Origin of the sequence: Pseudomonas sp. NPDC089396 (assembly GCF_044749545.1) — a bacterium.
In the GTDB taxonomy this organism is placed as follows: domain Bacteria; phylum Pseudomonadota; class Gammaproteobacteria; order Pseudomonadales; family Pseudomonadaceae; genus Aquipseudomonas.
The window spans coordinates 446,424-472,778 of sequence record NZ_JBIVIC010000003.1; the positions used below are offsets into that span (position 1 = coordinate 446,424).

At 65.6% G+C, this 26,355-nt stretch carries 26 protein-coding genes; 10 read left to right on the forward strand and 16 right to left on the reverse strand.

Annotated features, from left to right (window positions below; genetic code table 11):
- Positions 1–44: 44 nt before the first annotated feature.
- Entirely contained in the window at positions 45–893 is an 849-nt protein-coding gene (locus tag ACIPZB_RS07975) for a helix-turn-helix transcriptional regulator (RefSeq protein ID WP_008091760.1), read from the reverse strand.
- Positions 894–1,059: 166 nt separating this feature from the next.
- On the opposite strand from ACIPZB_RS07975, the gene ACIPZB_RS07980 reads away from it, so the two are divergent.
- Complete coding sequence (locus ACIPZB_RS07980) at positions 1,060–1,971, forward strand: LysR substrate-binding domain-containing protein (RefSeq protein WP_400639706.1); 912 nt, start codon at positions 1,060–1,062, stop codon at positions 1,969–1,971.
- Between the two features lie 116 nt (positions 1,972–2,087).
- Here the strand turns inward: ACIPZB_RS07980 and madM are convergent, their stop codons facing one another.
- The 11 genes from madM to ACIPZB_RS08035 form a co-directional block, all read right to left on the reverse strand.
- Entirely contained in the window at positions 2,088–2,852 is a 765-nt protein-coding gene (gene madM / locus ACIPZB_RS07985; protein ID WP_400639707.1) for a malonate transporter subunit MadM, read from the reverse strand.
- A gap of 5 nt (positions 2,853–2,857) precedes the next feature.
- Complete coding sequence (gene madL / locus ACIPZB_RS07990) at positions 2,858–3,259, reverse strand: malonate transporter subunit MadL (protein WP_028625380.1); 402 nt, start codon at positions 3,257–3,259, stop codon at positions 2,858–2,860.
- Between the two features lie 60 nt (positions 3,260–3,319).
- Positions 3,320–4,240 carry a malonate decarboxylase subunit epsilon gene (gene mdcH / locus ACIPZB_RS07995; protein ID WP_400639708.1) on the reverse strand — a complete coding sequence of 307 codons (921 nt, stop codon included), beginning with the start codon at positions 4,238–4,240 and terminating at the stop codon, positions 3,320–3,322.
- A complete protein-coding gene (locus ACIPZB_RS08000) occupies positions 4,237–4,851 on the reverse strand; it encodes a malonate decarboxylase holo-ACP synthase (RefSeq protein WP_400639709.1) in 615 nt (204 codons plus the stop codon). Before ACIPZB_RS08000 ends, mdcH begins: the two co-directional genes overlap by 4 nt.
- A 1-nt stretch (position 4,852) precedes the next feature.
- Positions 4,853–5,644: a biotin-independent malonate decarboxylase subunit gamma gene (mdcE, locus tag ACIPZB_RS08005; protein ID WP_400639710.1), complete on the reverse strand. Its 792-nt coding sequence runs from the start codon at positions 5,642–5,644 to the stop codon at positions 4,853–4,855.
- A complete protein-coding gene (locus ACIPZB_RS08010) occupies positions 5,641–6,489 on the reverse strand; it encodes a biotin-independent malonate decarboxylase subunit beta (RefSeq protein ID WP_400639711.1) in 849 nt (282 codons plus the stop codon). Before ACIPZB_RS08010 ends, mdcE begins: the two co-directional genes overlap by 4 nt.
- Positions 6,482–6,781, reverse strand: coding sequence for a malonate decarboxylase subunit delta (locus ACIPZB_RS08015; protein WP_400639712.1), 300 nt, complete (start codon positions 6,779–6,781; stop codon positions 6,482–6,484). Before ACIPZB_RS08015 ends, ACIPZB_RS08010 begins: the two co-directional genes overlap by 8 nt.
- 1 nt (position 6,782) lies before the next feature.
- Positions 6,783–7,703, reverse strand: coding sequence for a triphosphoribosyl-dephospho-CoA synthase (locus tag ACIPZB_RS08020; protein WP_400639713.1), 921 nt, complete (start codon positions 7,701–7,703; stop codon positions 6,783–6,785).
- Positions 7,703–9,364 (reverse strand): malonate decarboxylase subunit alpha, encoded by a 1,662-nt coding sequence (gene mdcA / locus ACIPZB_RS08025; protein ID WP_400639715.1) that lies wholly within the window; start codon positions 9,362–9,364, stop codon positions 7,703–7,705. Before mdcA ends, ACIPZB_RS08020 begins: the two co-directional genes overlap by 1 nt.
- Before the next feature lie 111 nt (positions 9,365–9,475).
- Complete coding sequence (locus tag ACIPZB_RS08030) at positions 9,476–10,219, reverse strand: cache domain-containing protein (RefSeq protein ID WP_400639717.1); 744 nt, start codon at positions 10,217–10,219, stop codon at positions 9,476–9,478.
- 47 nt (positions 10,220–10,266) lie between these two features.
- On the reverse strand, positions 10,267–11,022 hold the full coding sequence (locus ACIPZB_RS08035; RefSeq protein WP_400639718.1) for a FadR/GntR family transcriptional regulator: 756 nt from the start codon (positions 11,020–11,022) through the stop codon (positions 10,267–10,269).
- Positions 11,023–11,258: 236 nt separating this feature from the next.
- On the opposite strand from ACIPZB_RS08035, the gene ACIPZB_RS08040 reads away from it, so the two are divergent.
- The 7 genes from ACIPZB_RS08040 (at position 11,259) to ACIPZB_RS08070 (ending at position 19,255) form a co-directional block, all read left to right on the forward strand.
- Positions 11,259–12,683: a gamma-aminobutyraldehyde dehydrogenase gene (locus ACIPZB_RS08040; protein ID WP_400639719.1), complete on the forward strand. Its 1,425-nt coding sequence runs from the start codon at positions 11,259–11,261 to the stop codon at positions 12,681–12,683.
- Between the two features lie 101 nt (positions 12,684–12,784).
- Complete coding sequence (locus tag ACIPZB_RS08045) at positions 12,785–13,390, forward strand: dimethylamine monooxygenase subunit DmmA family protein (RefSeq protein ID WP_400639720.1); 606 nt, start codon at positions 12,785–12,787, stop codon at positions 13,388–13,390.
- Positions 13,387–14,355: a PDR/VanB family oxidoreductase gene (locus ACIPZB_RS08050; protein ID WP_008091738.1), complete on the forward strand. Its 969-nt coding sequence runs from the start codon at positions 13,387–13,389 to the stop codon at positions 14,353–14,355. The genes ACIPZB_RS08045 and ACIPZB_RS08050 overlap by 4 nt, the downstream gene beginning before the upstream one ends.
- A gap of 17 nt (positions 14,356–14,372) precedes the next feature.
- Positions 14,373–15,413: a DUF3445 domain-containing protein gene (locus tag ACIPZB_RS08055; protein WP_008091737.1), complete on the forward strand. Its 1,041-nt coding sequence runs from the start codon at positions 14,373–14,375 to the stop codon at positions 15,411–15,413.
- A gap of 74 nt (positions 15,414–15,487) precedes the next feature.
- Positions 15,488–16,684, forward strand: coding sequence for an MFS transporter (locus tag ACIPZB_RS08060; RefSeq protein WP_400639721.1), 1,197 nt, complete (start codon positions 15,488–15,490; stop codon positions 16,682–16,684).
- Between the two features lie 332 nt (positions 16,685–17,016).
- Complete coding sequence (locus ACIPZB_RS08065; RefSeq protein WP_400639722.1) at positions 17,017–18,087, forward strand: enoyl-CoA hydratase/isomerase family protein; 1,071 nt, start codon at positions 17,017–17,019, stop codon at positions 18,085–18,087.
- Between the two features lie 16 nt (positions 18,088–18,103).
- Positions 18,104–19,255 carry an acyl-CoA dehydrogenase family protein gene (locus tag ACIPZB_RS08070; protein WP_400639723.1) on the forward strand — a complete coding sequence of 384 codons (1,152 nt, stop codon included), beginning with the start codon at positions 18,104–18,106 and terminating at the stop codon, positions 19,253–19,255.
- A 96-nt stretch (positions 19,256–19,351) separates the two neighbouring features.
- Here ACIPZB_RS08070 and ACIPZB_RS08075 read toward each other — a convergent pair whose 3' ends face one another.
- The 3 genes from ACIPZB_RS08075 to hisN all read right to left on the reverse strand — a co-directional run bounded on the left by ACIPZB_RS08075 (position 19,352) and on the right by hisN (position 22,302).
- A complete protein-coding gene (locus ACIPZB_RS08075) occupies positions 19,352–20,308 on the reverse strand; it encodes an AraC family transcriptional regulator (RefSeq protein ID WP_400639724.1) in 957 nt (318 codons plus the stop codon).
- Positions 20,309–20,570: 262 nt separating this feature from the next.
- Positions 20,571–21,302 carry a hypothetical protein gene (locus ACIPZB_RS08080; protein ID WP_400639726.1) on the reverse strand — a complete coding sequence of 244 codons (732 nt, stop codon included), beginning with the start codon at positions 21,300–21,302 and terminating at the stop codon, positions 20,571–20,573.
- A 208-nt stretch (positions 21,303–21,510) separates the two neighbouring features.
- The gene (hisN, locus tag ACIPZB_RS08085) at positions 21,511–22,302 is read right to left on the reverse strand and encodes a histidinol-phosphatase (protein WP_008090730.1); all 792 of its coding nucleotides are present in this window, start codon (positions 22,300–22,302) and stop codon (positions 21,511–21,513) included.
- A 138-nt stretch (positions 22,303–22,440) separates the two neighbouring features.
- Between hisN and ACIPZB_RS08090 the strand changes: the two genes are divergently transcribed.
- Together ACIPZB_RS08090 and ACIPZB_RS08095 are read left to right on the forward strand one after the other, a co-directional pair.
- On the forward strand, positions 22,441–23,331 hold the full coding sequence (locus tag ACIPZB_RS08090; RefSeq protein ID WP_400639727.1) for a universal stress protein: 891 nt from the start codon (positions 22,441–22,443) through the stop codon (positions 23,329–23,331).
- A gap of 192 nt (positions 23,332–23,523) precedes the next feature.
- Positions 23,524–25,659 (forward strand): TonB-dependent siderophore receptor, encoded by a 2,136-nt coding sequence (locus ACIPZB_RS08095; protein ID WP_400639728.1) that lies wholly within the window; start codon positions 23,524–23,526, stop codon positions 25,657–25,659.
- Between the two features lie 32 nt (positions 25,660–25,691).
- Here ACIPZB_RS08095 and ACIPZB_RS08100 read toward each other — a convergent pair whose 3' ends face one another.
- Positions 25,692–26,213: an acyloxyacyl hydrolase gene (locus ACIPZB_RS08100; protein WP_400639729.1), complete on the reverse strand. Its 522-nt coding sequence runs from the start codon at positions 26,211–26,213 to the stop codon at positions 25,692–25,694.
- Positions 26,214–26,355: the final 142 nt, after the last annotated feature.

Here is a 26,355-nt window from a genome sequence, read left to right on the forward strand (position 1 = left end):
CGCGGGCGGCCGGTTTGTCGTTCGAATGAGGTGTCGCGCGGGCGTCAGCGCCTTCGCAGGTAGCTTTCCAGCGGGTCCTTGCTCAGGCCTTCCTGGGCCTGGGCCAAGGAGTCGATGAACAGCGAGAACAGTTCGGATTGCTTGGCGATGTCGAGCTTGGTGTAGAGGTTCTTGCGGTGAGTCTTGACCGTGTCTTCGCTGATCCCCAGGCGCTCGGCCAGCGAACGGGTCGAGTGGCCGCGCAGCAGGTACTGGGCGATGCGGCATTCGCGCTCGGTGAGCAACGACGAGCCGAAGTTGTTCAGCGCCGCGTTGATCTGCCGGCCCAGGGCACTCTCGAAGCGCCCGCCGAGGGCGTCGATGTCCAGGTGGCCCCATTGCCGGCGCACCACCGCCACCACCCACGGCGCCACGCACTTGAGGTCGTTGACTTGCTGGCGGTCCAGGCGCTGGGTGCTGGCCAGGGCCACGGCGATGGTCAGGTGCTCATCCAGCGGGACGATGAAGTTCAGCTCGTCCTCCAGGTGCGCGTGCTGGTAGAACGCCAGGTAGTATTCGCTTCGCTTGAAGTGGTCGGGTGCGACATCGCTCAGGCGGTAGCAACCGGGCGCCACGCCGTCCATGCAGGCGCGGTAGAACGGGCATAGCAGGTAATAGCCTTCAAGGTAACGCTGCACGTTGCCTTCGGGCAGCCACGGGCCCTCCTCGTCCTTGACGAACAGCGCCGAGGGCAGGCCCTTGCGCGGGTACAGGAATACCGTGATGGCCTGGCACGGGGCGAGCAGCTTGAGCGCGGCGAACAGTGACTCGACGAAGCCCGGCGTGCCCTGGGCGTCGATGACACGCGCCATCTGCGCGTACCAATCGGGCGATTTCAGCCGGTCTTTGCTCATTGTCGTGGTCCCATGTCGGGGTTGTTGTGGTTGGGATTCTTGCATGGGTTGAGGGGAGCGGCCATCACCCTTCGGGGTGAGCTTTTGAAAGCTGTGGCTCCCACAAGGATCGCGCAAGCATCTGGTTGTGGCATCATCTGCGCCACCTCCAATTCAGGGCCCTGCCATGCTGATCGACGAAGAACTGACCCTGAAAAAGCTCGAGACCTTCCTCGCCTTCATGCGCAGCGGCAACCTCGGCCGCGCCGCCGCCGAGCTGTCCACCAGTGCGGTCAGCGTGCACCGGGCCATCCATTCCCTGGAAAGCGCCCTGCGCTGCCCACTGTTCAAGCACGAAGGCCGGCAGCTGATCCCGCTGGAAAGCGCCTACGTGCTGGAGAAAAAGGCCCGCCTGCTGATCCAGGACGCCGAACAGATGGTGCGCCAGACCCGCGAGGCCGCCGGCTTCTACGCCGAGCGTTTTCGCCTGGGGGCGCTGTACTCACTCACTGTGAAAACCGTGCCGAAGCTGGTGATGGGTCTGAAGCTGCGACGTAGCGAGCTGAACATCGACCTGACCCTGGGCTCGAACGTCGACTTGCTGCAGCGGCTGAAAAACCACGAACTGGAGGCGATCCTGGTGTCGCTGGACGAAAGCGTGGCCGACCCAGCCTGCGAGCAGTTACCGCTGTTCTCCGACGACATCTTCCTGGCCGTGCCCACCGACTCGCCGTTCGCCGAGCAGCAGGAAGTCGACCTGGCGGACCTGGCCGATTCCACCTTCATCACCCTGACCCAGGGGTTCGCCACCCACCGTGATGGTGCGCGCGTGTTCCAGCAGGCGGGGTTCGAGCCGAAGGTGGCGATGCAGGTGAACGATATCTTCACCCTGCTCAGCATGGTCAGTTCGGGGGTGGGGTTTGCCTTGCTGCCAGGAAGGATTGCGGCGGTTTACGAGAACCGGGTGAAGTTGATTGCGCTGCAGGCGCGGTATCGGCTGCAGCAGCATATCGGGGTGGTGTTTCTGAAAGCTCGGGAGCGGGAGCCGAATCTGTTGGCGTTGCTGGCTGAATGCCGGATGTACAGCCGGGAGAATTGAGGTGCGGCCATCGCTGGCAAGCCAGCTCCCACAGTTACAGCATCGCTCTCAGGCCTTGTGCTGTACGTGTGGGAGCCGGCTTGCCGGCGATGGGCTGCAAAGCAGCCCCAGGTTCGTCAGCCCACCAATCCGCGCATGCAGAAGAACAACAGCGATGGCCCCAGCAGGCACCCCAGGGCGGTATAGAACGCCGCCGTCAGGCAGCCGTAGGGCACCAGCTTCGGATCGGTCGCCGCCAGGCCGCCGGCCACGCCACTGGATGTGCCCATCAAACCACCAAAAATCACCGCTGTGCGTGGGTTGTTCAGCCCGATCATCGGTGCCACGAACGGCGTCACCACCATCACCAGGATCGCCTTGACCAACCCCGCGGCGATCGACAGCGCCATCACTTCGGAGCTCGCTCCGATCGCCGCACCAGTCACCGGGCCGACGATGTAGGTCACGGCACCGGCACCAATGGTAGTCAGGCTGACGGCATCGGTGTAGCCGAAGGCCATGGCCACCCCGACCCCGGCGACGAACGATGTGCCGATCCCAAAGAACAGCGACACCACGCCAGACACCCCGGCCCGCTTGAGTTCCTCGATATTGACGCCGAACGCCGTGGCGACGATGGCGAAATCACGCAGCATCGCGCCGCCCAGCAGGCCGATGCCTGACAGCAACGGAATGTCCACCAGCCCTTTCTGCCCGCCGGTCATCACCCCGCCCACATAGGACAGCACCAGGCCCAGGAAAATCGCGATGGCCGAGCCGTGCAGGCGCCCCCGGGTGATCTTGTCGGAGAACCAGTAGGACAACCACATGGTCACGCCGATGACGGCAAAACCGCTGACCAGGCCATAGCCGTTGATCACTTTCATCATGGATTCGTACATGGCGGTCACCGTTGCGGGGCAGTCAGGGATTTGTCGGTGCCCGCCTCAGGCTTCTTTTGCCCGATGCGGTCGAGCAGCGGGACCATGGCGAAGCTCGCGACCACGGCCACAACGCCGGCGAGGATCGCCATGGGGCCGCCGGAGAGTGCCCCGAGCACGTTCTGCTGGGCCGCCATGGCCACCACGATGGGGATATAGATGGCGCTCCAGAACTCCACGCCCTGCTCGGACTTGGGCTTGATCAAGCCCCGCTTGCTGAGGTAGCTGCCGATAAAGATCAGCAGGAGCATGGCGATGCCGACGCCGCCGACGTTGGCCGGCACCCCCAGGAGCTTGCCCAGGAGTTCGCCGATGAACAGGCCGACAAGGGTACACAGGGCCAAGAAGGCCACACCGTAGATAATCATTGTTGTTGTCCTCGCGTTGGGTCGAAGTTGCTTGTTGTTGTCCTTCGAAAAACACGGCAGTTATTGGCGCTGGCGGCCCTCCTGACGCAACAGGGCGTCGATGCTGTCGGGTCGGGTCTGTTCCACCGCCACCACCCTGCCCTGTTCGAACACCGGCCGGGCAAGGCCGCTGAGCACGCTGCCAGGGGGCATCTCCAGGTGCAGGCGCACCCCGCGTTCATAGGCGTTGCGCACCGTAGCACGCCAATCCACCAACCGCGCCATGTTGCCGGCGAGGTCGTCGCGCAGGCGCTGTGGGTCGTGGATCGGCCGGGCGCTGCTGCCGCTCAGGTAGGTGATGCGCGGCCGGCGCAGCTCGACCGTGGCGAAGGCCGCGGCCAGCTCGGCGGCCGGGCCGTCGAGCAAGGCGCAATGGGATGGCACGCTGACCGACAGACGCCGGGCCACACCCTGGCCAAAGCTGCGGGCACGGGCCGCGACTTCGGCCATGGCGCTGTCGCTGCCGGCGATGACAATCTGGTTGTCGCTGTTGAGGTTGGCCAGGTAGACCTCGCCGCCCACTTCTGCCAGCAAGCGCTCGACGCTGGCCTGATCGATGCCGCTCAGGGCAGTCATGCCGTAACCCTGGGGGTAGGCGCGTTGCATCAGCTCACCCCGCAGCGCCACCAGGCGCACAGCGTCCGACAGCGCCAGGGCGCCGGCGGCGACGGCAGCGGGATAGGCGCCAATCGACAACCCCGCCACATAGTCGGGCACCGGGCTGCGCTGCATCAGCCAGCGCGCCCAGGCCACCCCGGTCAGCAGCAGGCACAGCTGCACGGCCCGGGTGCCCCGCAGGGCCTGCGGGCTGTCCAGGGTGAGCACCTGCTCGCCCAGCGCATCGCTGGCCTCCTCCAGCAGCGCTGCGCTGCCCTCGGGCAGGCGCTGCAGCATCCCCGCCTGCTGCGCGCCCTGGCCAGGGAAGGCGAACAGGCTGCTCACGCTGCGCACTCCAGCAGGTTCCACGGGTCGGCCACCAGCCGTGCCCCCAGCGCCGACTTGAGCAGCACGCGCCGCGCGCCCCCGGCCCATTCGCGCAGGGCGACAGCACCGGCCGGGGTTTCCAGTTGCACATCGATGCGGCACGGGCCGCAGTCGAGGATATCCAGCAGCTCGCGTGCCTTGGCCCGCGCCAAAGGCTTGGAAGTGCGAATCACCAGGTCGAGGTCGCTGGCCGCGTGCAGCACATCGACGCCGGTCGCCAGCTGGTAACCCACCCCGCCCGTTGGCCCCCACTCCAGCCCGAAGGCGTCGAGTACAGGCGCCACGCTTGCCAGTGCCTGCAACGCAGCCCACGGGCTGGTGCCCTGCCAGCGCAGCGCTTCGGGGCTCAGCTGGCGACCGATGTCGGCCAGCCGCATTGCCACGCCCAGGCGCTGCGCCCGCCCCTGCCCGCGCACGCCCACTGCCACCCAGCCTGCGGCGCATACGGCACGCCGCACCACCACGGGCTGCCCGGCCGCGAGCACCTGCGCGGCCCAGGCCGGGGCATCGGCAGGCAACGCCGTCGGGGTCATCCCCCAAAGCAGGTCATGGGGCTGCGGGGCGTTCATCTCAAGCCTCCTGCCATTGGCGGCGCAGGCGTGCACGCACCTCACGGGAGGCGCTGCGATGCTCACCGGCCAGGCGTGAAGACAGGTCGGTCGAACGGCCGATATCGCGCACTGCCTCGGCCAGGCAGGCGCGAACCTGCGCCAGGTCGGCTGCACTCGGCGCATCAGCGTTATCAACGCCAAGGCGCCGCCACAGCAGGCCCAGCGAGGCATAGCTGGCCACGTCATACGCCATGGGCGGCACTTCGGCGGCCAGGGCTTCGAGCTGTTCGACGCTGCGCAAGGTGATGCGCGCCGCTGCCGCCTTGCCCATCGCGTGCACCATCACCCCACTGTCATCCAGGGCTATCAGCCGTTGTGCCTGATAACCATGGGCAAGGAAGGCGCCAGACATGGCCTTGCCCACCAGCAGGCCGATGACCGGGTGCCCGGCCAGCCGCGCCTGGGCATAGGCCTGCACGGCTGCGGCCAGGGCCTGGTGGATGCCCAGGGCTTCCTCGCGGCGGCCATAGGCCTGGCTCGGCACATCGATGACCGCGACGATGGCGCGTTTCTCGCCATCGCGGTCCAGCTCGACCGCCTCGCTCACCGCCTTGGCCAGGCCCCAGCCTTCGAGCAGGCCGACTTCGCCTGAGCGGGCGCGGGGGAACGGGTTGTGCGCATCCGGCACCACGGCGATGAAGCGCGCCAGGCGGTGGTCCAGCTCGCCGTCGATGACCTTCACCGAGGCGGGATAGCCCGGCAGGGCTTCGCCACCGGCCAGGCCCGGCAGCCAGTTCAAGGCACGGTTCATGGGGCATCTCCTTGGTAGAGGGCACGCACGGCGGCGGCATCCAGTTGCGGGCAGTCGTCGCCCAGGCTTGCCAGCCGCTCCAGGTACCCGGCGTGCTGGCCGGCGCGGTCGGCGGGCGGGGTGTCCAGCAGCTGCAGCAACTGCTGGCGAATGCTGTCGACGTCGTCGGCCACGTAGCCGTCCACCAGGCCGCTGGCATGGCGCTGCTCGCCGCCGGTCAGGCTCCAGATGAACGGGCGGTCCTTGGCGTCGTACTCGGCGATGCCGGCTTCCTGTTCGATCACCTGCGGGCCGTTGAGGCCCAGGCGCGCTTCGCGGGTGACCAGCAGGTGGCTGCACAGACCCGCGGCGATGGACATGCCGCCGAAGCAGCCGACCGAGCCTGCGACCAAGCCGATCACCGGCTGATAGGCACGCAGCTCGACGATGGCCGCCTGGATCTCGGCAATCGCCGCCAGGCCCAGGTTGGCCTCCTGCAGGCGCACACCGCCGGTTTCCAGCAGCAGCACGGCGCAGGTGGGGATGCCGTTGCGGTTGTCTTCGATGGCCAGCTCCAGAGCGCCGGCAATCTTGGCTCCACCCACCTCCCCCATGCTGCCACCCTGGAAGGCGCCTTCGATGGCGGCGATGACGGTGTTGCGGCCATCGAGCAGGCCCTTGGCGATGACCACTCCATCGTCGGCCTGGGGCACGATGCCCTGGCGCGGCAACCAGGGCGACATCAGCCGTTCGAAGGGCCCGAGCAGTTCGCGGAAGCTGCCGGGGTCGAGCAAGGCACGGGCGCGCTGGCGTGCACCCAGTTCGACGAAGCTGCGGCTCTGCAGCAGGCGTGCGATGTCAGTCATGGCCGATCTCCTCGAAACCTTGCTCCAGACGCAGGCGCACCACGCCGGGGGTGGCGCCGAAGTCATGGATGTCGATCTTCACCGCCGGCACGCTGCGGCCGTCGAACAGGCGCTGGAACAGCTGGCTCCAGCGGGCGCTACTGCCGTTGACCGAGGTCACCACCTGGATGTCCAGTTGGCCGGGGGTGCCGGGTTCGATCAGCACTTCCAGGTCGCCGGAGCTGACGCAGCCGACCAGGGTGCGGCCACGGCCGGGTTCGGCGGCGGGGTATTGAAAGGTCAGGGTTTCCATGTCACAGGCTCCCGGTCTTGTCGAGGAACAGGCAGGCGGCCAGCAAATCGGCGGCGCCCCCTGGCGAGGCATTCATGTGCAGCAACTGGGTGTCGAGCAGGCGCAGCTGGCGGCGACCGTCAAGGCTGGCGCAACCGCCGGCGGCGAGTACGGCGCGGGCGCCCTGCTGCAGCGCTTGCAGGCCTTGCGGGCCGGCGCGCCAGAGCACGCAGGTGTCGCTCAGGGCGGCCATGATCGCCAGCAGGGCATCGAGCCGGGCGTGGTTTTCGCTGGCACCGGCGGCGCGGCTGCGGCGCAGTTGCGGCAGGCCGTGTTCGATGACCGCCGGGAAGCCTTGCTGGGCCTGTTCGCGGGCACCGCTGGCGCCGTAACGACGGCGTACCTGGTTGCCGTGGCTGTCGGGGGCAATGGCTTGCGGGTCATCGATCAGGGCGATACGGCCGGCGCGGGCTGCCACCGTGGCGGCATCGGCGCGGGGGTCCAGGGCGCGGGCTGCCACCAGCAGGCCCAGGGCCCAGATGGCGCCGCGGTGGGTGTTGACGCCGCCGGTGGTGGTCAGCATTACCGCCTCGCCGTCGCGACCGATGCGGCCCAAGGCGGCGCGCAGGGGGGCGCCGATCTGGCCATGCTGCTCGGCGGCTTCGGCCATCTGGCGCAGGCAGGGCCACAGGGACAGGGCCGAAGCGTGCATCAGGGCCAGGGTCATGTCGCTGTGGGCGCCGCTGCTGCGGCGATCGACCAGGCCGGGTTTGGGGGAGAGTTCGGCTTCGTCGATCAGGGATTCGACGGCTAGGTCGGCCAGGTGATCGACCAAGGGGATTGTGGTTGTTTTTGCTGGCCCTATCGCCGGCAAGCCGGCTCCCACAGGGAGGGGGATGGGTTGATGAGGGGGGGTGAGCGGTTGCAGGTTGAGGGCTTTCATTACCAGCTCCTGAACCGTGCGGGCGGGTTGTAGAGGCCGCCGGACCACTCGACCAGGTCGGCGATGCTGCGCGCGGCAAGCAATTCGCGGCTGGCGTCGGTGCGGCGGATGCCCAGGTCTTCAGGCAAGGCCACCAGGCCTTGCTGGCGCAGGCGCAGGGTGTCCTTGGGATCGTGCCGCAGGCCGATGGCGGTGACGCCGGCCACGGCGGCGATCATCTGCTGGCGCTCTTCCAGGCTGCGTGCCTTGTACAGGTAGGCGATGCCCTCTTCGGTGAGCAGGTGGGTGACGTCGTCGCCGTAGATCATCACCGGCGCCAGCGGCATGCCGGCCTTCTTCGCCACCTCGACCGCGTCGAGCGTCTCGACGAAGGTGGGCTTGCCGCCTTCCTGGTAGGTCTCGACCATCTGCACCACCAGCTTGCGGCCGCGTTCGAGCATCGTGTCGGGCACGGTCATGTCCAGCCAGGCCGGGGTCGCATGGCGGCGGCCGCGCGGGTCGTGGCCCATGTTCGGGGCCCCGCCGAAACCGGCCAGGCGGCCACGGGTGACGGTGGAGGAATGGCCATCGCCATCGACCTGCAAGGTGGCGCCGATGAACAGGTCGACCGCGTACTGCCCGGCCAGCTGGCACATCATGCGGTTGGAGCGCATCGAGCCGTCGCGGCCGGTGAAGAACACGTCCGGGCGCTGGGCGATGTAGTCTTCCATGCCCAGCTCGGTGCCGAAGCAGTGCACGCTTTCGACCCAGCCGGTCTCGATGGCCGGAATCAGCGTCGGGTGCGGGTTGAGGGTCCAGTTGCGGCAGATCTTGCCTTTCAGGCCCAGCGATTCGCCGTAGGTCGGCAGGATCAGCTCGATGGCAGCGGTGTTGAAGCCGATGCCATGGTTGAGCGACTGCACCTGGTGTTTTTCGTAGATGCCGCGGATCGCCATCATCGCCATCAGCACGTGCACGGGCTTGATGTGGCGCGGGTCGCGGGTGAACAGCGGCTCGATGTAGAACGGCTGGTCGGCGACCACCACGAAATCCACCCACGAGGCCGGGATATCGACCCGTGGCAGGTCGTCGACCCGGTCCACCAGCTGGTTGACCTGGGCAATCACCAGGCCGTCGCTGAACGCGGCCGGCTCCACCAGCGCCGGGGTGTCTTCGGTGCTGGGGCCGGTGTACAGGTTGCCTTCGCGGTCGGCCATGAAGCCGGCGACCAGGGTGACATTGGGGATCAAGTCGACCAGCAGACGCGAGTACAGCTCGATATAGGTATGAATGGCGCCGACTTCGAGCAGGCCGTCTTCCAGCAACTGGCCGATGCGCAGGCTCTGCGGGCCGGCGAATGAGAAGTCGAGTTTGCGCGCGATGCCACGCTCGAACAGGTCCAGGTGCTCGGCGCGGCTGACGCTGGGCATGATCATGTGCAGGTCGTGCAGGCGCTCGGGGTCGGCCTTGGCCAGGGAACGTGAGAGGAAGTCGGCCTGCTTCTGGTTGTTGCCTTCGAGCACCACCCGGTCGCCGGGGGCGATCAGCAGTTCCAGGGCTTCGACGATGCGCTCGGTCGGTAGCACCACGCCGTCGGCGAGGTGGCGGACGCGTTCCAGGCGGCGCTGCTTCTCGGCGCGCCGCCTGGACCATTGCGGCGGTGGATTCTTCGTTATGGTCATTTGTGACTCCACGGGTTCGCTGTCGTGGAGGCACAGTAGGACGGGCTTGCCGACCCGATCAATCAAGCCGGGTGCGCGATCGTTACGCTCAGGTTAACGATCGCGCCATTTTCAGCGCCGAGGGGATGGCAAGCGAATCAGCGACCAGCCGGCCTCGGGCTCTTCCAGGACCAGGCGCACGCCGCCAAGCGGGGTGGGATCGAGCAGTTTGGGCGCCAGGTCGCCGACCATCCAGTTGGCGGTGTTGGCGGCGATGATGCGTCCATCGGCACTGATCAATACGGCCTCGTGCTCAAGACGCATGAGGCTGCACACCAGCATCTTCTCCAGGTTGTGCAGCGACAGGTCGAGCCCCGCGACACCAATGAATTGCCCCTCGACGAGGATCGGCATGGTGAACGTCAGCACGTACATGTTGGTGCCGTAGAGGTCCACGTAGGGCCCTTCGACGCTGCTGTTGCGCGAGTCGCGCGGGCGCGCGTACCAGGGCATGTTGGTGTAGTCGTAGAAGTTTTCCCGGCGCCGGTCGAAGTTCGGGCGCAGCGGCAGGGTCTTGCCGCCATCGGCCAGGTACCACCATTCAAGGTGCATTTCGCGGTCCGCCAGGCAGCCGGGCTCGACGATCACTCCGCCCCCGCAACCGAACGCGCCGGTGGCCAGCAGCTGCTCGTCGATGGCCGGGCGCAGCAAGGCCAGGTCCTTGGAGGCCGGCTGGCGCCCTTCGGCGAGCACCCGCGTCCACTGCTCGACCGCCACATCCACCAACTGCCGCACCTGGCCAAAGACGGTACCCACCGTGCTGTTGAGCTGCTGGGCACACAACAGCATTGGGTCGCTATCGATCGCGGTAGACATGGCATTTCCTCACGCAGTTATTCTTGTAGGGTGTTGTGGTCAAGGGATCAGGCCGGGCTTTCGTTACCGGCCAGCAACTCCAGACGCAGCGCCATCAGGCGCTTTATGCCGCGGCTGACATGGGCCTCGGCCAGCGCGCCGGCGAGCACCGCGTCACCGTTGACCAGGGCGTCGAGAATCGCCCGGTGTTCATGTTCGATCACGCTGACTTCGCCGCCGCCGGCGGCTTCCATCCACAGCAACTCGCCGACTTCCGACTGCAGGCGCATCTCGGCATGGGTCAGGCGCAACGACTGGGCCGCTGCCGCCACCTCGATATGGAACCGCGCATCGGCGCGGTGCCGGGCCAGGCGGGTGGTGGCCTGCTTCAGCGACTCGATGTGCTGGGCGATGCGCGCCTGTTGCTCGCGGGAGCTGCGCTGGGCGGCCAGGCGCGCGGCGGTGCCGGAAATCGCCATCTGCTCATCGCCCAGGTCGCGCAGGTCGGGGCCGCTCATTTCGCGCAGGCGGCTCAGCAACAGCGGCTCGGGCAGTTCCACCGGCGCGCAGACGAAGCTGCCGCCGTTGCGCCCGCGACGGGTTTCGATCAGCCCGCGCTGGCGCAGGACCACCAACGCTTCGCGCAAGGTCACGGTGGCCACCCCCAACTGCAGCGCCAGTTCGCTTTCGCTGGGCAGTTGCTGGCCTTCGGTGAACAGCCCCAGCTCGATGGCCTCCACCAGCCGCCGCGCCACTTCGTCGGTACGGCCTTCCTGGCGCAGGCGAATGAACGCGGTGCTGCGGGCAGTATTCAGGGCACTCATTGACTCTCCCTATTCAGTGTGTTCGACCAGGCCCTGGGGCAACGGGTTAAACGTTCAGTTCCGTATCTTATAGCGAATGGGCGGTGGCTGATACGGTCGCTGCAACGCCGCTGCAACCGCTTGAATGCGGCGCACGACCTATTATCACCAGGGGAGTTGGCAAACTTCAAACATTAAGATATGTTTTCATATGTTTACGGTTTACCACAACGATAAAACCCCTCAAGGGAACCGCCATGCAAACGAAACTACTGATCAACGGCCAGCTGATCGCAGGTGACGGCGCCAGCCATGCTGTGTACAACCCCTCCCTGGGTGAAGTCATGGTCACAATCAACGAAGCCAGCAGCGCACAGGTGGATGCCGCTGTGCAGGCGGCCGATCAGGCGTTCGATGCCTGGTCGCAAACCCCGCCCAAGGACCGCGCCGCCCTGCTGCTCAAGCTTGCCGACCGGATCGAAGCGCAGGCCGAGGTGTTTGCCTACCTGGAGTCGCAGAACTGCGGCAAGCCTTACCAGGCAGCTCTCAACGACGAAATTCCGGCCGTTGCCGACGTGTTCCGCTTTTTTGCCGGTGCCAGCCGCTGCATGAACGGCTCGGCCGGTGGCGAGTACCTGCCCGGCCACACCTCGATGATTCGCCGCGACCCGCTGGGCGTGATCGCCTCCATCGCGCCGTGGAACTACCCGCTGATGATGGTCGCCTGGAAGCTCGCCCCTGCCCTGGCCGCCGGTAACTGCGTGGTGCTCAAGCCTTCCGAGCAGACCCCGCTGACCGCACTGAAGCTGGCCGAGATCATCAACGAGCTGTTCCCGGCCGGGGTGGTCAACATCCTCTTCGGCAAAGGCCCGAGCGTGGGCGAGCCGCTGGTGACCCACCCGAAAGTGCGCCTGGTATCGCTGACCGGCTCCGTGGCCACCGGCGCGCGCATCGTCGCCAATACCGCCAGCAGCGTGAAGCGCACCCACATGGAACTGGGCGGCAAGGCCCCGGTGCTGATCTTCGACGACGCCGACATCGACGCCGCGGTCGAAGGCATCCGCGCCTTCGGCTTCTACAACGCCGGCCAGGACTGCACTGCCGCCTGCCGCCTGTATGTGCAGCAAGGCGTCTACGAGACTTTCGTGCAGAAGCTTGGCGAAGCGGTCGGCAGCATTCGCCATGGCCTGCAGGACGACCCGCAAACCGAGCTGGGCCCGCTGATCACCCGCGACCACCTGGAGCGCGTGGCAGGCTTTGTCGAGCGCGCCAAGGCGCAGCCGCACATTCGCGTCATCACCGGCGGCAACCGTGTACCGGGCCCCGGCTACTTCTTCGAGCCGACCGTGCTGGCCGATGCCCGCCAGGACGATGAGATCGTCCAGCGCGAAGTCTTCGGCCCGGTGGTCAGCGTCACCCCGTTCAGCGACGAAGCCCAGGCCCTGGCCTTTGCCAACGACTCCGACTACGGCCTCGCCTCGTCGGTCTGGACCGGTGACGTCGGCCGCGCCAACCGCCTGGCCGCGCGCCTGCAGTACGGCTGCACCTGGGTCAACACGCACTTCATGCTGGTCAGCGAAATGCCCCATGGCGGGATGAAGCAGTCCGGCTACGGCAAGGACATGTCCATGTACGGGCTGGAAGACTACACCTGCGTGCGCCACGTGATGTTCAAGCACTGAAACAGCTTTCGCTTTCGTCATAAAACATATAACACAATAGGTAATATGGCTTTAAGCGCTGACCGTGCGCCCTGCCATGACCTGAACGAGGTGTGACACCCATGCTTATCACCGGCATCAAGAGCCGCCCGGTCTATGACCGCCTGCAACCGATGACAGGTGGCCTGCGCCACCTGGTCGCCGGCCAGGGCAGCGGCGGCGCGGCCATGCTGCGCCTGATCGGCGACATGACCCCCGGCCAGCGCCAGGCCAGCACCCTGCTCTACTCCACCGAGTCGTTTTCCGGGCACAACCACCTGGCAGAACTGCGCCAGGCCCAGGTGGGCGACCTGCAGGTGTTCGACAGCAACCAGGCGCTGATCGACGGCCTGCGCCGCCTGCTGGAAAGCGCGCACATGGGCACCCGCCTGTACCTGAGCGGTTCGGAAAGCTTCATCGGCACCACCATGCAGGCCGCCAACGCGGTGGACCTGAACCGTGACGAAGTGCTGCGCGAACACAGCGGCACCCTGGTACGCCGCGTCTGGTGCGCCCACTGCGACACCTACACCGAGAACGTCACCCACCGCGTCTTCACCTGCCCCGGCTGCAAGCTGGACCTCGTGGTACGCGACCACTACTCCCGCCGCCTGGCTGCCTTCCAGGGCATCAAGGCCGACGGTGAAGTCCCGGGCGAAATGCCAGCTGCCGAGGAGCTCGACACATGAACACCCACAACGGAACCCTCAGCGTGCGGGTCACCCGCATCGAGACGCTCACCCCGGAGATCAAGCGCTTCACGTTCGTCGATCCGGACGGCAAGCACCTGCCGGCGTTTTCTGGCGGCAGCCATGTGGTCGTGGTGATGCAGGACGGTGACAAGACCCACCGCAACGCCTATTCGCTGATGGGCTCGCCCTACGATTCCAGCGCCTACCAGATCGCCGTGCGCCGAGTCGAAGACGGCCGCGGCGGCTCGCGCCACCTGCATGAAGCCGTGACAGAAGGTGCGCTGCTGCAGATTCTGCAGCCGGCCAACCTGTTCCCGCTGGCCAAGCATGCCCGCCAGCACGTGTTCATCGCCGGTGGCGTGGGGATCACCCCGGTTTACTCGCAGATGGAAGAACTGCACACCAAGCAGGCCAGCTTCGAGCTGCACCTGGCCGTGCGCGGCCCGGAGCACACCGCGCTGGGCCTGGAACTGCAAGCCCGCTATGGCGCCCGTGTGCACCTTTATGTGCAAGGCCAGGATGAGCGCATGGACATCCGCGGCATCCTCGCCGAGCGTCCGCTGGGCAGCCACGTCTACGTCTGCGGCCCGGACAGCATGATCGACGACACCGTCGACAGCGCCCACGCCCTGGGCTGGACCGACAGCCACATCCACTTCGAGCGCTTCACCGAGCAAGGCTCCACCGGCCAGCCGTTCAGCGTCACCCTGGCCCGCCAGGGCGTGACCATCGACGTGCCGCCGGACCAGTCGCTGCTCGAAGCCGCCGAACAGGCTGGCTACAAGGTGCCCTACCTGTGCCGTGGCGGTGCCTGCGGTTACTGCGAGACCGAAGTGCTGGACCTCGACGGTGAGCTGGATCACCGCGACGACTGGCTGAGCGACGAAGACAAGCTGAGCCAACGCAAATTCATGCCGTGCGTATCCCGGGCCTCCTGCAGCCGCCTGGTCGTAGACCTCTGAGACGAGAACAAGAAACCATGACCGTGTTCAAGCCGATCGAAACCTATTCCGACGACTACTCCTACAGCAACAGCCGCGACGCCATCCTGCGCCTGCCCTTCCCCTACCCGGAAGACCAGTACATGTACTCGATGAACGTCGAGCCGCATGTGCCGTTCGGGGTCGGCGCCCTGCGCGCCCAGTTCGACATCGACGAGCACTACATCTCCGAGTGCCACCACCGCGCGCAGACCCTCGACAGCCAGCCGGGCGTGCACTACGCCGCGCTGCCGCACATGATGGAAGCGCAGTGGGACTTGCTGGAGCTGCTGATGGAGTCCTACTCGCGGGACTTCCCCGAGCACTTCACCCTGGAGAAGAACGGCAGCCAGTGGCACTGGATCAACCGCCCGCTGCAGATCGACCAGACCTTCACCTTCGGCGACGCCAGCACCCTGCCGATGGAGCCGATGGAATACATCACCCGCCAGGCCCAGGGCGAATTCATCCTCCTCGAAGAGCGTGACGAGACCTTGGTGATGGGCGCCGGCATGGCCACCCAGCGCGCCGACTATTCGCTGCGCTTCAACCTGGGCATGAGCTTCATGGAGTTCCACGGCCCGGTGCCGAAACTGCACGAGATGGGCATCCTGCAGCGCGCCTTGAAGTTCCTGCTGCGCCTGCGCCCAGGCCACCCGGTGCGCCGCACCAACTGGTCGATCACCGTCAACCCGCGCCTGGAAACCTCGGCCGAGACCCTGCCGGACTGGGCCCCGGACCGCACCACCGTGACCGCGGAAAACGCAGGCGAGCTGGTCAACCTGCGCATCGAACTGCAACCGCTGCACCGCCTGCCGCGCAGCAACGCCGTGCTGTTCCCGGTGCGCACCTACCTGGTGAGCCTCAAGGAGCTGGCCGAGGCCGCGCCGCAGTGGGCCAAGCGCATGCACCGGGTGATCCGCGACCTGGACCAGGAACTGGTCGACTACAAGGGCTTCACCCGTTACCGCGACGCCATGGTCACTTGGCTGTCGCAGTACGACGACGGTACGCCTGTCGACGAAAGTCTGCAGCAGTAAGTTTTTTTCCCACGAGCGCGCCATACTGGCGCGCTTTTTAGTAACGCTGTGCATGCCAACCAGGGATTACCCCGATGAAAACAACAATACGCAATGCCTTGCCCGAAAGCTGGAGCCTGGTGTTCTCCGCCGCCGCCTCCGCTTATGGTGTGGGCCTGCTCGGCCTTTGGGCGCTACCGTTCCTGATCAGCGCGATCATCAATGACCTCAAGCTCAACGAAGCCCAGGCCGGGCTGCTGATGTCGGCCGAATTCATCTTCACCATGCTCGCCTCCCTGCTGGTAGCACCCCTCATGGGCCGCGCCCCGCGCCGCACCCTGGCGCTGGGCGGCACCCTGCTGGCGATCGCTGCCAACCTGGTCAGTGCGCACATGACCGACCTTTATGCCCTGGGCGCCGTGCGCTGCGTGGCCGGGGTCGGCGCGGGCCTGGCGCTGGCGTGCGGCAACGCCTGCGTGGCCAGCGCCAAGCAGCCCGACCGTATCGCCGGGCACATGAACATCCTCTCGGTGCTGCTGATGATCGTGGTCATGCTCGGCTACGCCAAGGTCATGGCGCTGTACGGCCTGGCCGGGCTGTACAACGCCATGGCCGCGACCATGGCGGTCATGCTGCTGGCGATCCCGGTGATGGAGCAGCGTGCACCGGTGCTCGAAGCGACGGTGGCGACGCACAAAGGCCCTGGCAATGTGCTGCTGAGCCTGCCGGCCATCTGCATGATGCTGGCGATGTTCGTGTTCCAGGCCCGCGACACCATGGGCTGGGCGTTCGTCGAACGCATCGGCACCCTGGTCGGCTACAACGGTGACGAACTGGGCGTGTTGCTGTCGTTCCAGTCGTTCGTCGGCCTGATCGGTCCGCTGCTGGCGGCGATGATCGGCAAGCGCTTCGGCCTGAGCACTCCGGTGATCCTGGCCATTCTGCTGACCGGCGCGACCAGCCTGTGCTACGTGCTGGGCGAGCACTCCAAGACCATGTACACCATTGGCGTGATGACCATCTGCATCACCTACTTCTATGCCCTGAGCTACCTGACCGGGCTGGCGGCGGCGCTGGACCGCGAAGGGCGTGTGGTGGCGGCTGCCAGTAGCTTCCTGAGCCTGGGGCTGGCGGTAGGGCCGGCGATTTCCGGTGGGTTGATCTCGCTGGGCGGGTTCAGTCTGGCGGCCTGGGGTATTGGCGTTACCGTGGTGCTGACGTTGATGCTGGTGGCTATCCCCTTGGCGAGCATTCGCCGTGAGCACGTGCCTGCAGGACTGGCGACCGCCTGAGGTTCGGCGGGGCGGTTGAGATCGAGCGCCGCCCGCGCGGCGCATCGCAGATAAATCCGCTCCTACATTGGTTGCAACGTGCCTATGTCTGATTGGCCATGGTACGTTTCAACAAGTTTTGTAGGAGCGGATTCATCCGCGATGCGCCGCGCGAGCGGCGCTCGATCATGACAGCGCCGAAAACCTCGCCCTCATGCATATAAGGCAAAAATGCAGGCCACCCCTGCATTTTTGCCGATTGTGGACGGCAAATTCGCATGCCACGATCTCGCGATACTCCAGCGCCCTCCAAACTTCACTTGGAAAATCAATAACAAAGCAGGGAGAACGCGATGACCGCGCACGCTCATACCTCGGCAACGGCTCATGTACTGGCCGAGGTCCGCAACCAGATTGGCCACCTCACCCTCAACCGCCCCACCGGCCTCAATGCCTTGACCCTCGACATGGTGCGCAGCCTGCGCCAGCAGTTCGACGCCTGGGCCGAAGACCCGCAGGTGCTGGCCGTGGTGCTGCGCGGCGAAGGCCCCAAGGGCTTCTGCGCCGGTGGCGATATCCGCTCGCTGTACGACAGCTACAAGGCCGGCGACACGCTGCATGAAGACTTCTTCGTCGAGGAATACGCCCTCGACCTGCTGATCCACCGCTACCGCAAGCCGGTGCTGGTGCTGATGGACGGTTTCACCCTCGGTGGCGGCATGGGCCTGGCCCAGGGCTGCGACCTGCGTATCGTCACCGAGCGCAGCCGCTTAGGGATGCCCGAGGTCGGCATCGGCTACTTCCCGGATGTCGGCGGCAGCTACTTCCTGTCGCGCATTCCGGGCGAGCTGGGCACCTACCTGGGCGTCAGCGGTGCCCAGATCCAGGCCGCCGACGCGCTGTACTGCGGGCTTGCCGACTGGTACCTGACCAGCGACAAGCTCGCGGCCCTGGATGAAGGCCTGGACCGCCTGACCTTCACCGAGCACCCGCTCAAGGACCTGCAGAACCTGCTGGCCAAGCTCGGCAGCCAGACCCTGGACGACGCGCCGCTGGAGAAGCTGCGCCCGGCCATCGACCACTTCTTCGCCCTGCCCGACCCGGCGGCGATCATCGAACAACTGCGTGCCGTCAGCATCGGCGACAGTCATCTATGGGCCCTGGCCACCGCCGACCAGCTGGAAAGCCGCTCGCCCCTGGCGATGGCGGTTACTCTGGAAATGCTGCGCCGTGGCCGTCACCTGTCGCTGGACGACTGCTTCGCCCTGGAGCTGCACCTGGACCGCCAGTGGTTCCAGTACGGCGACATCATCGAGGGCGTGCGCGCCCTGATCATCGACAAGGACAAGCAGCCGCGCTGGAACCCGCCAACCTTGGACGGCCTGCAACGCCAGCGGGTCGAGCAATTCTTCGAAGGCCTGTGAGCCCGGGAGTACAGCAATGCAAGACCTGGAACTGAGCGAAGAGCAGATCATGATCCGCGACATGGCCCGGGACTTCGCCCGTGGCGAGATCGCCCCGCACGCCCAGGCGTGGGAAAAGGCTGGCTGGATCGACGACGGCGTGGTGCGCAAGATGGGCGAACTGGGCCTGCTGGGCATGGTGGTGCCGGAGGAGTTCGGTGGCAGCTACACCGACTACGTCGCCTATGCCCTGGCCGTCGAGGAAATCGCCGCTGGCTGCGGCGCTACCGGGGCGATGATGAGCATCCACAACTCGGTGGGCTGCGGCCCGCTGCTGGCCTACGGCACGCCTGAGCAACAGCAGACGTGGCTGCCACGGCTGGCCAGTGGCGAGGTGATCGGCTGCTTCTGCCTGACCGAGCCGCAGGCTGGCTCCGAGGCGCACAACCTGCGTACCCGGGCCGAACTGGTTGACGGTGAATGGGTGATCAACGGCGCCAAGCAGTTCGTCAGCAACGCCCGCCGTGCGGGCTTGGCGATCGTCTTTGCGGTGACCGACCCGGACCTGGGCAAGAAAGGCCTGTCGGCCTTCCTGGTGCCGACCGACAACCCAGGCTTCAAGGTCGACCGCAGCGAACACAAGATGGGCATTCGCGCCTCCGACACCTGCGCCGTGACCTTCGACAACTGCCGTATCCCTGCCGCCAACCTGCTGGGCGCGCGCGGCAAGGGCCTGGCCATTGCCCTGTCCAACCTCGAAGGTGGGCGTATCGGCATTGGTGCCCAGGCGCTGGGGATTGCCCGTGCGGCGTTCGAGGCGGCGCTGGTGTACTCGCGTGAGCGGGTGCAGTTCGGCAAGCCGATCAACGAGCACCAGAGCATCGCCAACCTGCTGGCCGACATGCAGGTTCAGGTCAATGCCGCGCGGCTACTGATTCTGCACGCCGCGCGCCTGCGCACGGCTGGCAAGCCGTGCTTGTCGGAGGCTTCACAGGCGAAGCTGTTCGCCTCGGAGATGGCTGAGCGGGTCTGCTCGATGGCGATCCAGGTGCATGGGGGGTATGGCTACCTGGAGGATTACCCGGTGGAGCGGCATTATCGGGATGCGCGGATTACCCAGATCTATGAAGGGTCCAGCGAGATTCAGCGGATGCTGATTGCGCGGGAGTTGAAGCACTATCCGTTGTGATGCTACCGGCCTCATCGCCGGCAAGCCGGCTCCCACAGGTACGGCAGCGCCGCTGATAATGTGGGAGCCGGCTTGCCGGCGATGAGGCCGGTACAGTCAGCGCCGCTGCCTGAAGGTCTCCGAAGGCAGCTCGCCAAACCGCTGCCGATAGATCTCCGAAAACCGCCCCAGGTGCATGAAGCCATAATCCATGGCCAACTCGGTCACGCTGCGCACCGTGCAACTGCCATCCCTAAGACACGCATGCACCCGTTCCAGCTTGCGCTGGCGCACGTACTGCTTGGGCGTGGTGCCCAGTTGCCGGTCGAACAGCGCATACAACGACCGCACACTCATGCACGCCTGCTCCGCCAACGTCTCGGCCGCCAGCTCCAGCTTCAGGTTGCGATCGACATAATCAAGTATCCGCTCCAGCCCCGCCCCAGGGTTGCCCAGGTGCTCGCGCCGGATATTGGTGCTCATCAAGGTCAATAGCTTGCTTGCCACGATCTCGCTGTAGTGCCCCTGCACGCGCGGCAGCGAATCGCTGACCTCGGCCTCATGGCAGACCATGCCCAGCAGGTTGACGAAACCGTCCAGCTCGTCCAGTCGATAATGGTTGCGCAAGAACCGCACCCCGCCCTCCGGCCGTTGCCAGCGTTGTTCTTCGCAGATCGAGTCGAGCAGCCGGGTGGGCACCTTGAGGATGAACTTCTCGCAGTCGTCCGAGTAGGTCAGGTCGACCGGGTCGTCCGGGTTGATCAGCAACAGCTCGCCAGGCACCAGGTGGTGCTCGCGCTGGTGGCCGCGCCACAGGCAGTTGCCGTTGAGCAGCACCTGCAGGTGGAAGATGGTTTCCAGTGCCGGTGAGGTGACGCGCACACTGCCGCCGTAGCTGATGCGGCACAGGTCGAGGTCGGCGAACTTGCGGTGGCTGAGGCTGGCTTGAGGATGGGTGGTGCGTGACAAGCCGATGCAGTGCTGGCCGACGTGCCGGTTGACGTAGTCGGACACGGCATACGGGTCGGCGTGATGGAACACGCTACTGCGCTCGCTCAGCAGGCGGCTTTCCATAGGCAAGGCACTCGGTGTCGTTATTGTTCTGGGCGCCGCTTCCTACAGGCTCGGGGGCCTGTGGTCGCGGTCGGTCACGGTCATTGAACGATACACTAAGCAAAAGGTGGGGGTTGGGCAATGCGACCTGTGGATTGGGTGGGCGGATAGCGGACAGGGGCGTGGGTTGGGTTGCGCGATAATCGAACGGTTTTGCAATTTGTGGCGATGGGGCCCGGAAGCACAACCTCACACCCTGTTGCACGCCAGCGCCTGACCCCCGTCACTGCACCGGCAGGAAGTTCATCAGCAACAGGCTCTGGGCATAGTTGAGCCCGATCCGCCGGTAGCGTTCATCCAGTAGCTCGGCGAGCAGATCCAGGCGTGCCACGATCTTGCCGAACTCGACGGCAAAGCTCAGGTTGCTGCCCTCTTCGGAGATTTCGTTGGAAAACAACAGCAGCACGCCGTTGACATCCTGGCGCTGGCTGAGCATCCAGGTCGCCTTCTCGATGTTGCGCGCGGCGTTGTTGACGAACAGCGGGTCGATGGTATCGGTCATGTAGAAATCGGTACGCCCGCCGTGCGCGGTGATCAGCATGCTGCCGATGGCGTAGATGAAGGCGCCGACCCGGTCACCGCGAAACTCCGGGCTCAGGGCATAGCTCAGGGCAGCCAGGTCGCGGCGGTCGCCCAGCTGCGCCAAGGGCTGGCGCTGTTCGATGGCGATGCGAATCTGTCGCTCGGCGGTGGCGGCATCGAGGTAGCCGGACATCTTCCACTGGTTGGGGTTGCGCAGGTACAGCTTGTTCATCAGCAGGTACAGGCTCTGCAGGTTGTCGCGCATCGACAGCGTGGCCAGGCGATCGACGCTGGTCTGGAACAGCTCGCTGGGCTTGCCGTTGCCGAACTGGCTGACGATGTCATGGCCTTGTTGCTGGGTACAGGCGCCCAGGCAGATCAGGGCGCCTGCCAACAGCAGGCGGGGGAAGAATTCGGGTTTGCTTGCAACCATCGGCACCGGGACGAAATCGGCGGCCGCGCGGGGATCGGCGTGGCCTGGCCAAGACATAGAGCCCGGAAATGGGAAAAAGTGCGATGTCTGCCTGTCATGGCCTCATCGCCGGCAAGCCGGCTCCCACAGGTACACCACCCACCTTCAGGTCAGTGTTTACCCTGTGGGAGCCGGCTTGCCGGCGATGAGGCCGGTACAGCCCCTGCACCTACATGGCGTGACGCAACATCTCCACCATCTGTGCATGCAGCGCCGGATCGCCACAGGCCACCACGCACCCACCCTCCTGCGCCGAGCTGCCATCCCAGGCAGTCATCACCCCGCCCGCCCCTTCGATGATCGGCATCAACGCCTGCACGTCATAGGGCTGCAGACTCGCCTCGACGATCACATCGACGAAGCCCGAAGCCAGCATGCAATAGGCGTAGCAGTCGCCACCGTAACGCATCAGCCGCGCCTTGCCAGCCACGGCTTCGAAGGCCGACTTGCGCTCGGCCGTGTCGAACATGTCCGGCGTGGTGCACATCAAGGTGGCCGACGCCAGGTCCGCACAGGCCCGGGTTTTCAGCGGCGTGCCACTGCGCCAGGCGCCTTCGGGCGTACCCACGAAGCGCTCACCGGTGAACGGCTGGTTCATCACCCCAAGCACCGGGCGCGTGCCATCGTTCAGCGCAATCAGCGTGCCCCACAACGGCAGGCCGGTGATGAACGCACGGGTGCCGTCGATAGGGTCGAGCACCCAGGTCAGCGGGCTGCTGCCCACTGCCACGCCCGCCTCTTCACCGAGAATGCCGTGCTCGGGGTAGCGCGCCTGGATCAGCGCGCGCATGGCGTCTTCGGCCGCCTTGTCAGCCACGGTCACCGGGTCGTACAAGCGCCCGCCCTTGTCCTCGACGTCCAGGCTGGCGCGAAAGTACGGCTGGATCGCTGCTGCAGCGGCATCGGCCAACTGCTCGGCGAAGGCGCGGTATTCGGCGATCTGTTCGGCATTCAGGGACATGGGGCGGGACCTCGAGGTAGAAGTTGGGGCTCGCATCATACCCGAGTGGCCAACGCCTGCGTGCCAGCCGCAGCTGGGTCTAGACTGAACAGACCACGAGGCATGAACCGGGGGGCTGCCCACACGAGGAGGTGTGCGATGAGCCAGTTCAAGCGTTTGTTCGTCATGCTCGGCCCGCAGATGCGCCACACGCCAGCCCTGCAACGTGCAGCGGCATTGGCGGAGTCCAACGGTGCACTGCTGGATATCAACGTATTCGTCGACGACGTCGACACCTTTGGCTTGATGGGCGACGGTCATGAGCGCGAGCGCCTGCTCACCGACAACCGCCAGTGGCTGATCGACCAGGCCGAGCAACTGGGCAATGCCGGGCTCGATGTGTCCACCGAGCTGCTGCTGACCCGCGACCCGCTGGGCAGCGTCCTCGAACGCATGGAACAAGTGGGCTGCGACCTGCTGGTCAAGGACGTGCAGCACGAACCCGTGCTCAAGCGCCTGCTGGTGACCCCACTGGACTGGCAACTGCTCAAGAACAGCCCGGTGGCGGTGCACCTGGTCAGCGACATCCGCCTGCCGCTGCCCCGGCAGATCGCCGCGGCGGTCGACCTCAATAGCCATGGCGCCGGCGAACACCTGGACGAGCAGGTGATCCACTGCGCCCATGCCCTGGCCCTGCAGTGCAACGCCGAACTGCACTTGCTGCATGTGTGCGATGCGAGCAAGACCCACATCGCCGATTTCGGCGCCGGCACGGTGACCATGCCTGGCTTCGATGCCAGCGTGCGCAGCGGCCAGCGCGCGGCGTTCAACCGGCTCGGCGACCATCATCAGATCGCGCTCGACCGCCGGCATTTCCTCGAAGGCGCCGCGACACGGGCGATCGCCCAGTTCGTCAGCCACAGCCGGATGGATGTGATCGTGATGGGCAGCCACCGGCACGATGCCATGCAGACGTTCCTCGGCGGCACCACGGCCCATGTGCTGGAGCATCCGCTGTGCAACGTGCTGGCGATCAAGGGGGCGCAATAAGTTTTAGCAGCTCATCGGCGCCCACCTTTCTCGTGCAGGTGCAGGCTTGCACGCGGAAAGGCCCGGGCGGCGACGACTATGGTATGTGGTACACCAGTACCACTTAAATATAATGCATTTGATAATGATTCGTAGTAGTTTCGCGGCGCGTCCCCACCCCTCTCAGCGCCCTACTTCAGGATCGTACCGTCGATGCGTCGCACGTTCGTTTCGCTTTGTGTGCTTCAAGCCATCTCCCCCCTGGCCCTTGCCGAGCCTGCACCTGCCAGCGACCCTGCAAGCATCGAGCTGCAGGCCCTGAACATCACCAGCAGCGCCGACAGCGAGCGCGCCGATGGCCCGGTCGAGGGCTATCGGGCCACCCGCTCGGCCAGCGCCACGCGTACCGACACCGCCCTGCATGAAACCCCGCAGTCGATCAGCGTGGTGCCCAAGGATGTGCTCGAAGACATCGGCGCCACGCGCCTGCAGGATGGCCTGGACTACGCCGGCGGCGTCGGTCGCGCCAACAACTTCGGTGGCCAGGGCCTGACCACGTTCACCGTGCGCGGCTTCACCACCGGCGAGTTCTACCGTAACGGCTTCCCGATCAACCGCGGCTACCCCAATGCGCCCGACGCCAATACCGTCGAGCGCCTGGAAGTGATTCGCGGCCCCGCCACCAGCCTGTATGGCCGTGGCGACCCTGGCGGGACCTTCAATGTAGTCAGCAAACAGCCGCTGGCCGAGCCCAAGGTGACCTTGGGTAGCCAGTTCGATGACCAGGGCATGCACCGCGCCACCCTGGACGCTACCGGGCCGCTCAATCAGGACGGTTCGCTGGCCTATCGCCTGAACGTGCTGGGCGAAGGTGGCGAGAGCTTCCGCGATGATGTCGAGAGCGAACGCTACGACGTCGCGCCGGTGATCAGCTGGCAGGTGAACGACGCCACCAGGCTGGTCTTCGAGGGCGACTTCATGCGCAACAACCACCCCCTGGACCGTGGCCTGACCCGCCTGCCTGGCCAGCGCGGCACGGCCTCGCGCGACACCTACATCTGGGAGAAAGGCAGCGACAACCTGCTGCACAACGACAACGACATGGCGCAACTGCGCTTCGAGCACGCCCTCGACGACAACTGGACACTCGGCGGCGGCCTGCAGTGGCTGGACGGCTCGCTCAAGGGCAACGCCGTCGAAGCCAATGGCCTGCAGGCGGACGGCCGCACCTTGGGGCGCAACTTCAATTACCGCAAGCTGGAGTGGACCGACCGCGACTATCAGCTCAACCTCACCGGCCACTTCGACACCGGCGGCTTCGCCCATACGCTGCTGACCGGCATCGAATACGAAGACTACGACTACAACTCAATCATCCAGCGCTCGGCCGCCGGCAGCGGCGCCTACCCGATCGACATCTTCGACCCGGTGCTGGGCCAGCCCCGCCCTGCCCTGACCCGTACCACCACCTTCGACAAGGAGAACCTCAAGACCTGGGCCGTCTTCGTCCAGGATCAGGTTGCCTTGACCGAGCGCCTGAAGGCCCTCGCCGGCGTGCGCTTCGAGCGCTACGAGCATGACTACGACAACAAGCTCAACAATGCCGGTGACTTCAGCAAGGGCGAAAACGGCGTGACCCCACGCTTTGGCCTGATCTATGACCTCACCGACAGCGTGGCGGTCTATGCCAACACCGCGCGCTCGTTCAAGCCCAACAGCGGTGCCAGTCTGCAAGGCAGTGGCTTCGACCCGGAGAAAGGCAAGTCATACGAACTGGGCGTGAAATGGCAGGCGCTGGATCGCCAGCTGAGCATCGACGCGGCGATCTACCACATCGTCAAGGAGAACGTGCTGACCCGCGACCCGAACGACCCGACCGGCACCTACAGTATTGCCGCGGGCGAAGTGCGCAGCCGTGGCCTGGACATCAACATTGCCGGCAACCTCACGCCCGAATGGCGCGTGATCGGTGGCTATGCCTACGTCGATGCCGAAGTGACCGAGGACAACACGGTACCCACCGGCACGCGCCTGGCGAACATTCCGCGCAACAGCTTCAGCCTGCTGAACACCTACGAGTTCCAGGATGGGTTGGCCAAGGGCCTGGGCCTGGGGGTTGGGGTGAAGTACATCGATGACCGCGCCGGGCAGACTGCCGCGACCACCTACACCATGGAGCGCTACAGCGTGGTCGACCTGCTCAGCTTCTACAAGGTCAACGAGCACGTGCGGCTGAACCTGGATGTGAAGAACCTGTTCAACAAAGGCTATGACGAAGGGGCGTTCAATACCTACGTCTACCCAGGCGCACCGCGCACCGTACAGGCCGGAGTGTCTTACACCTTCTGAAGGGCTGGGGCCGCGCTGCGGCCCCCTGCTACTCAGAACCCTTTGCTGTAGAACAGCGAGTACGACTCGATGCCGTCGTTCGGCTGGTTGATACCGGCATTGGAGTAGTGCATGACACGCAGGCCGATCTTCTGCTCCCCCGGCAGCTTCAGGCCAAAGCCGATACGGTCTTCGAAGTTGACCGACGAGCCCAGTTGCTGATTGCCCACATCGGTCTTGGAGAACGCCGCCAGGCCGATACCGGCCTCGATGTAAGGGGTGTAGGTGAAACCGCTGAACTCGTAGGTGAACACCGGGCTGAACGACAGCGAGTGGGCACCACTGAAATCACCCCCTTCCCAATAGGTGTAGGCCGCATCCCAGTAGCCGGTGACGTAACCGGTGTTGCTTTCCAGCCATTTCTTGTCCCAGTCGAAGGACATGCCGATACGGTAGGTCATGTCCCCCTGGCCGGTGGCGCCAATGGCCCCGGACACCTGCGCAGCCTGAGCAAGGTTGGTCGCGGTGAATGCCAATACGGCGGCGGCCAGCGAAGCGGCTAGACGGGTATTCATTGATGACTTCTCCTGATGGTCGACATGGCAAGCGGGGGCTTGGGCCCCTCGATTTTTTCGGTGACAAGTACATTCAACTGGTCACACGATGTAATACCTTTCTGATTATTGTTCAGATAATCAGAAAGTTGAAAGTGAATTG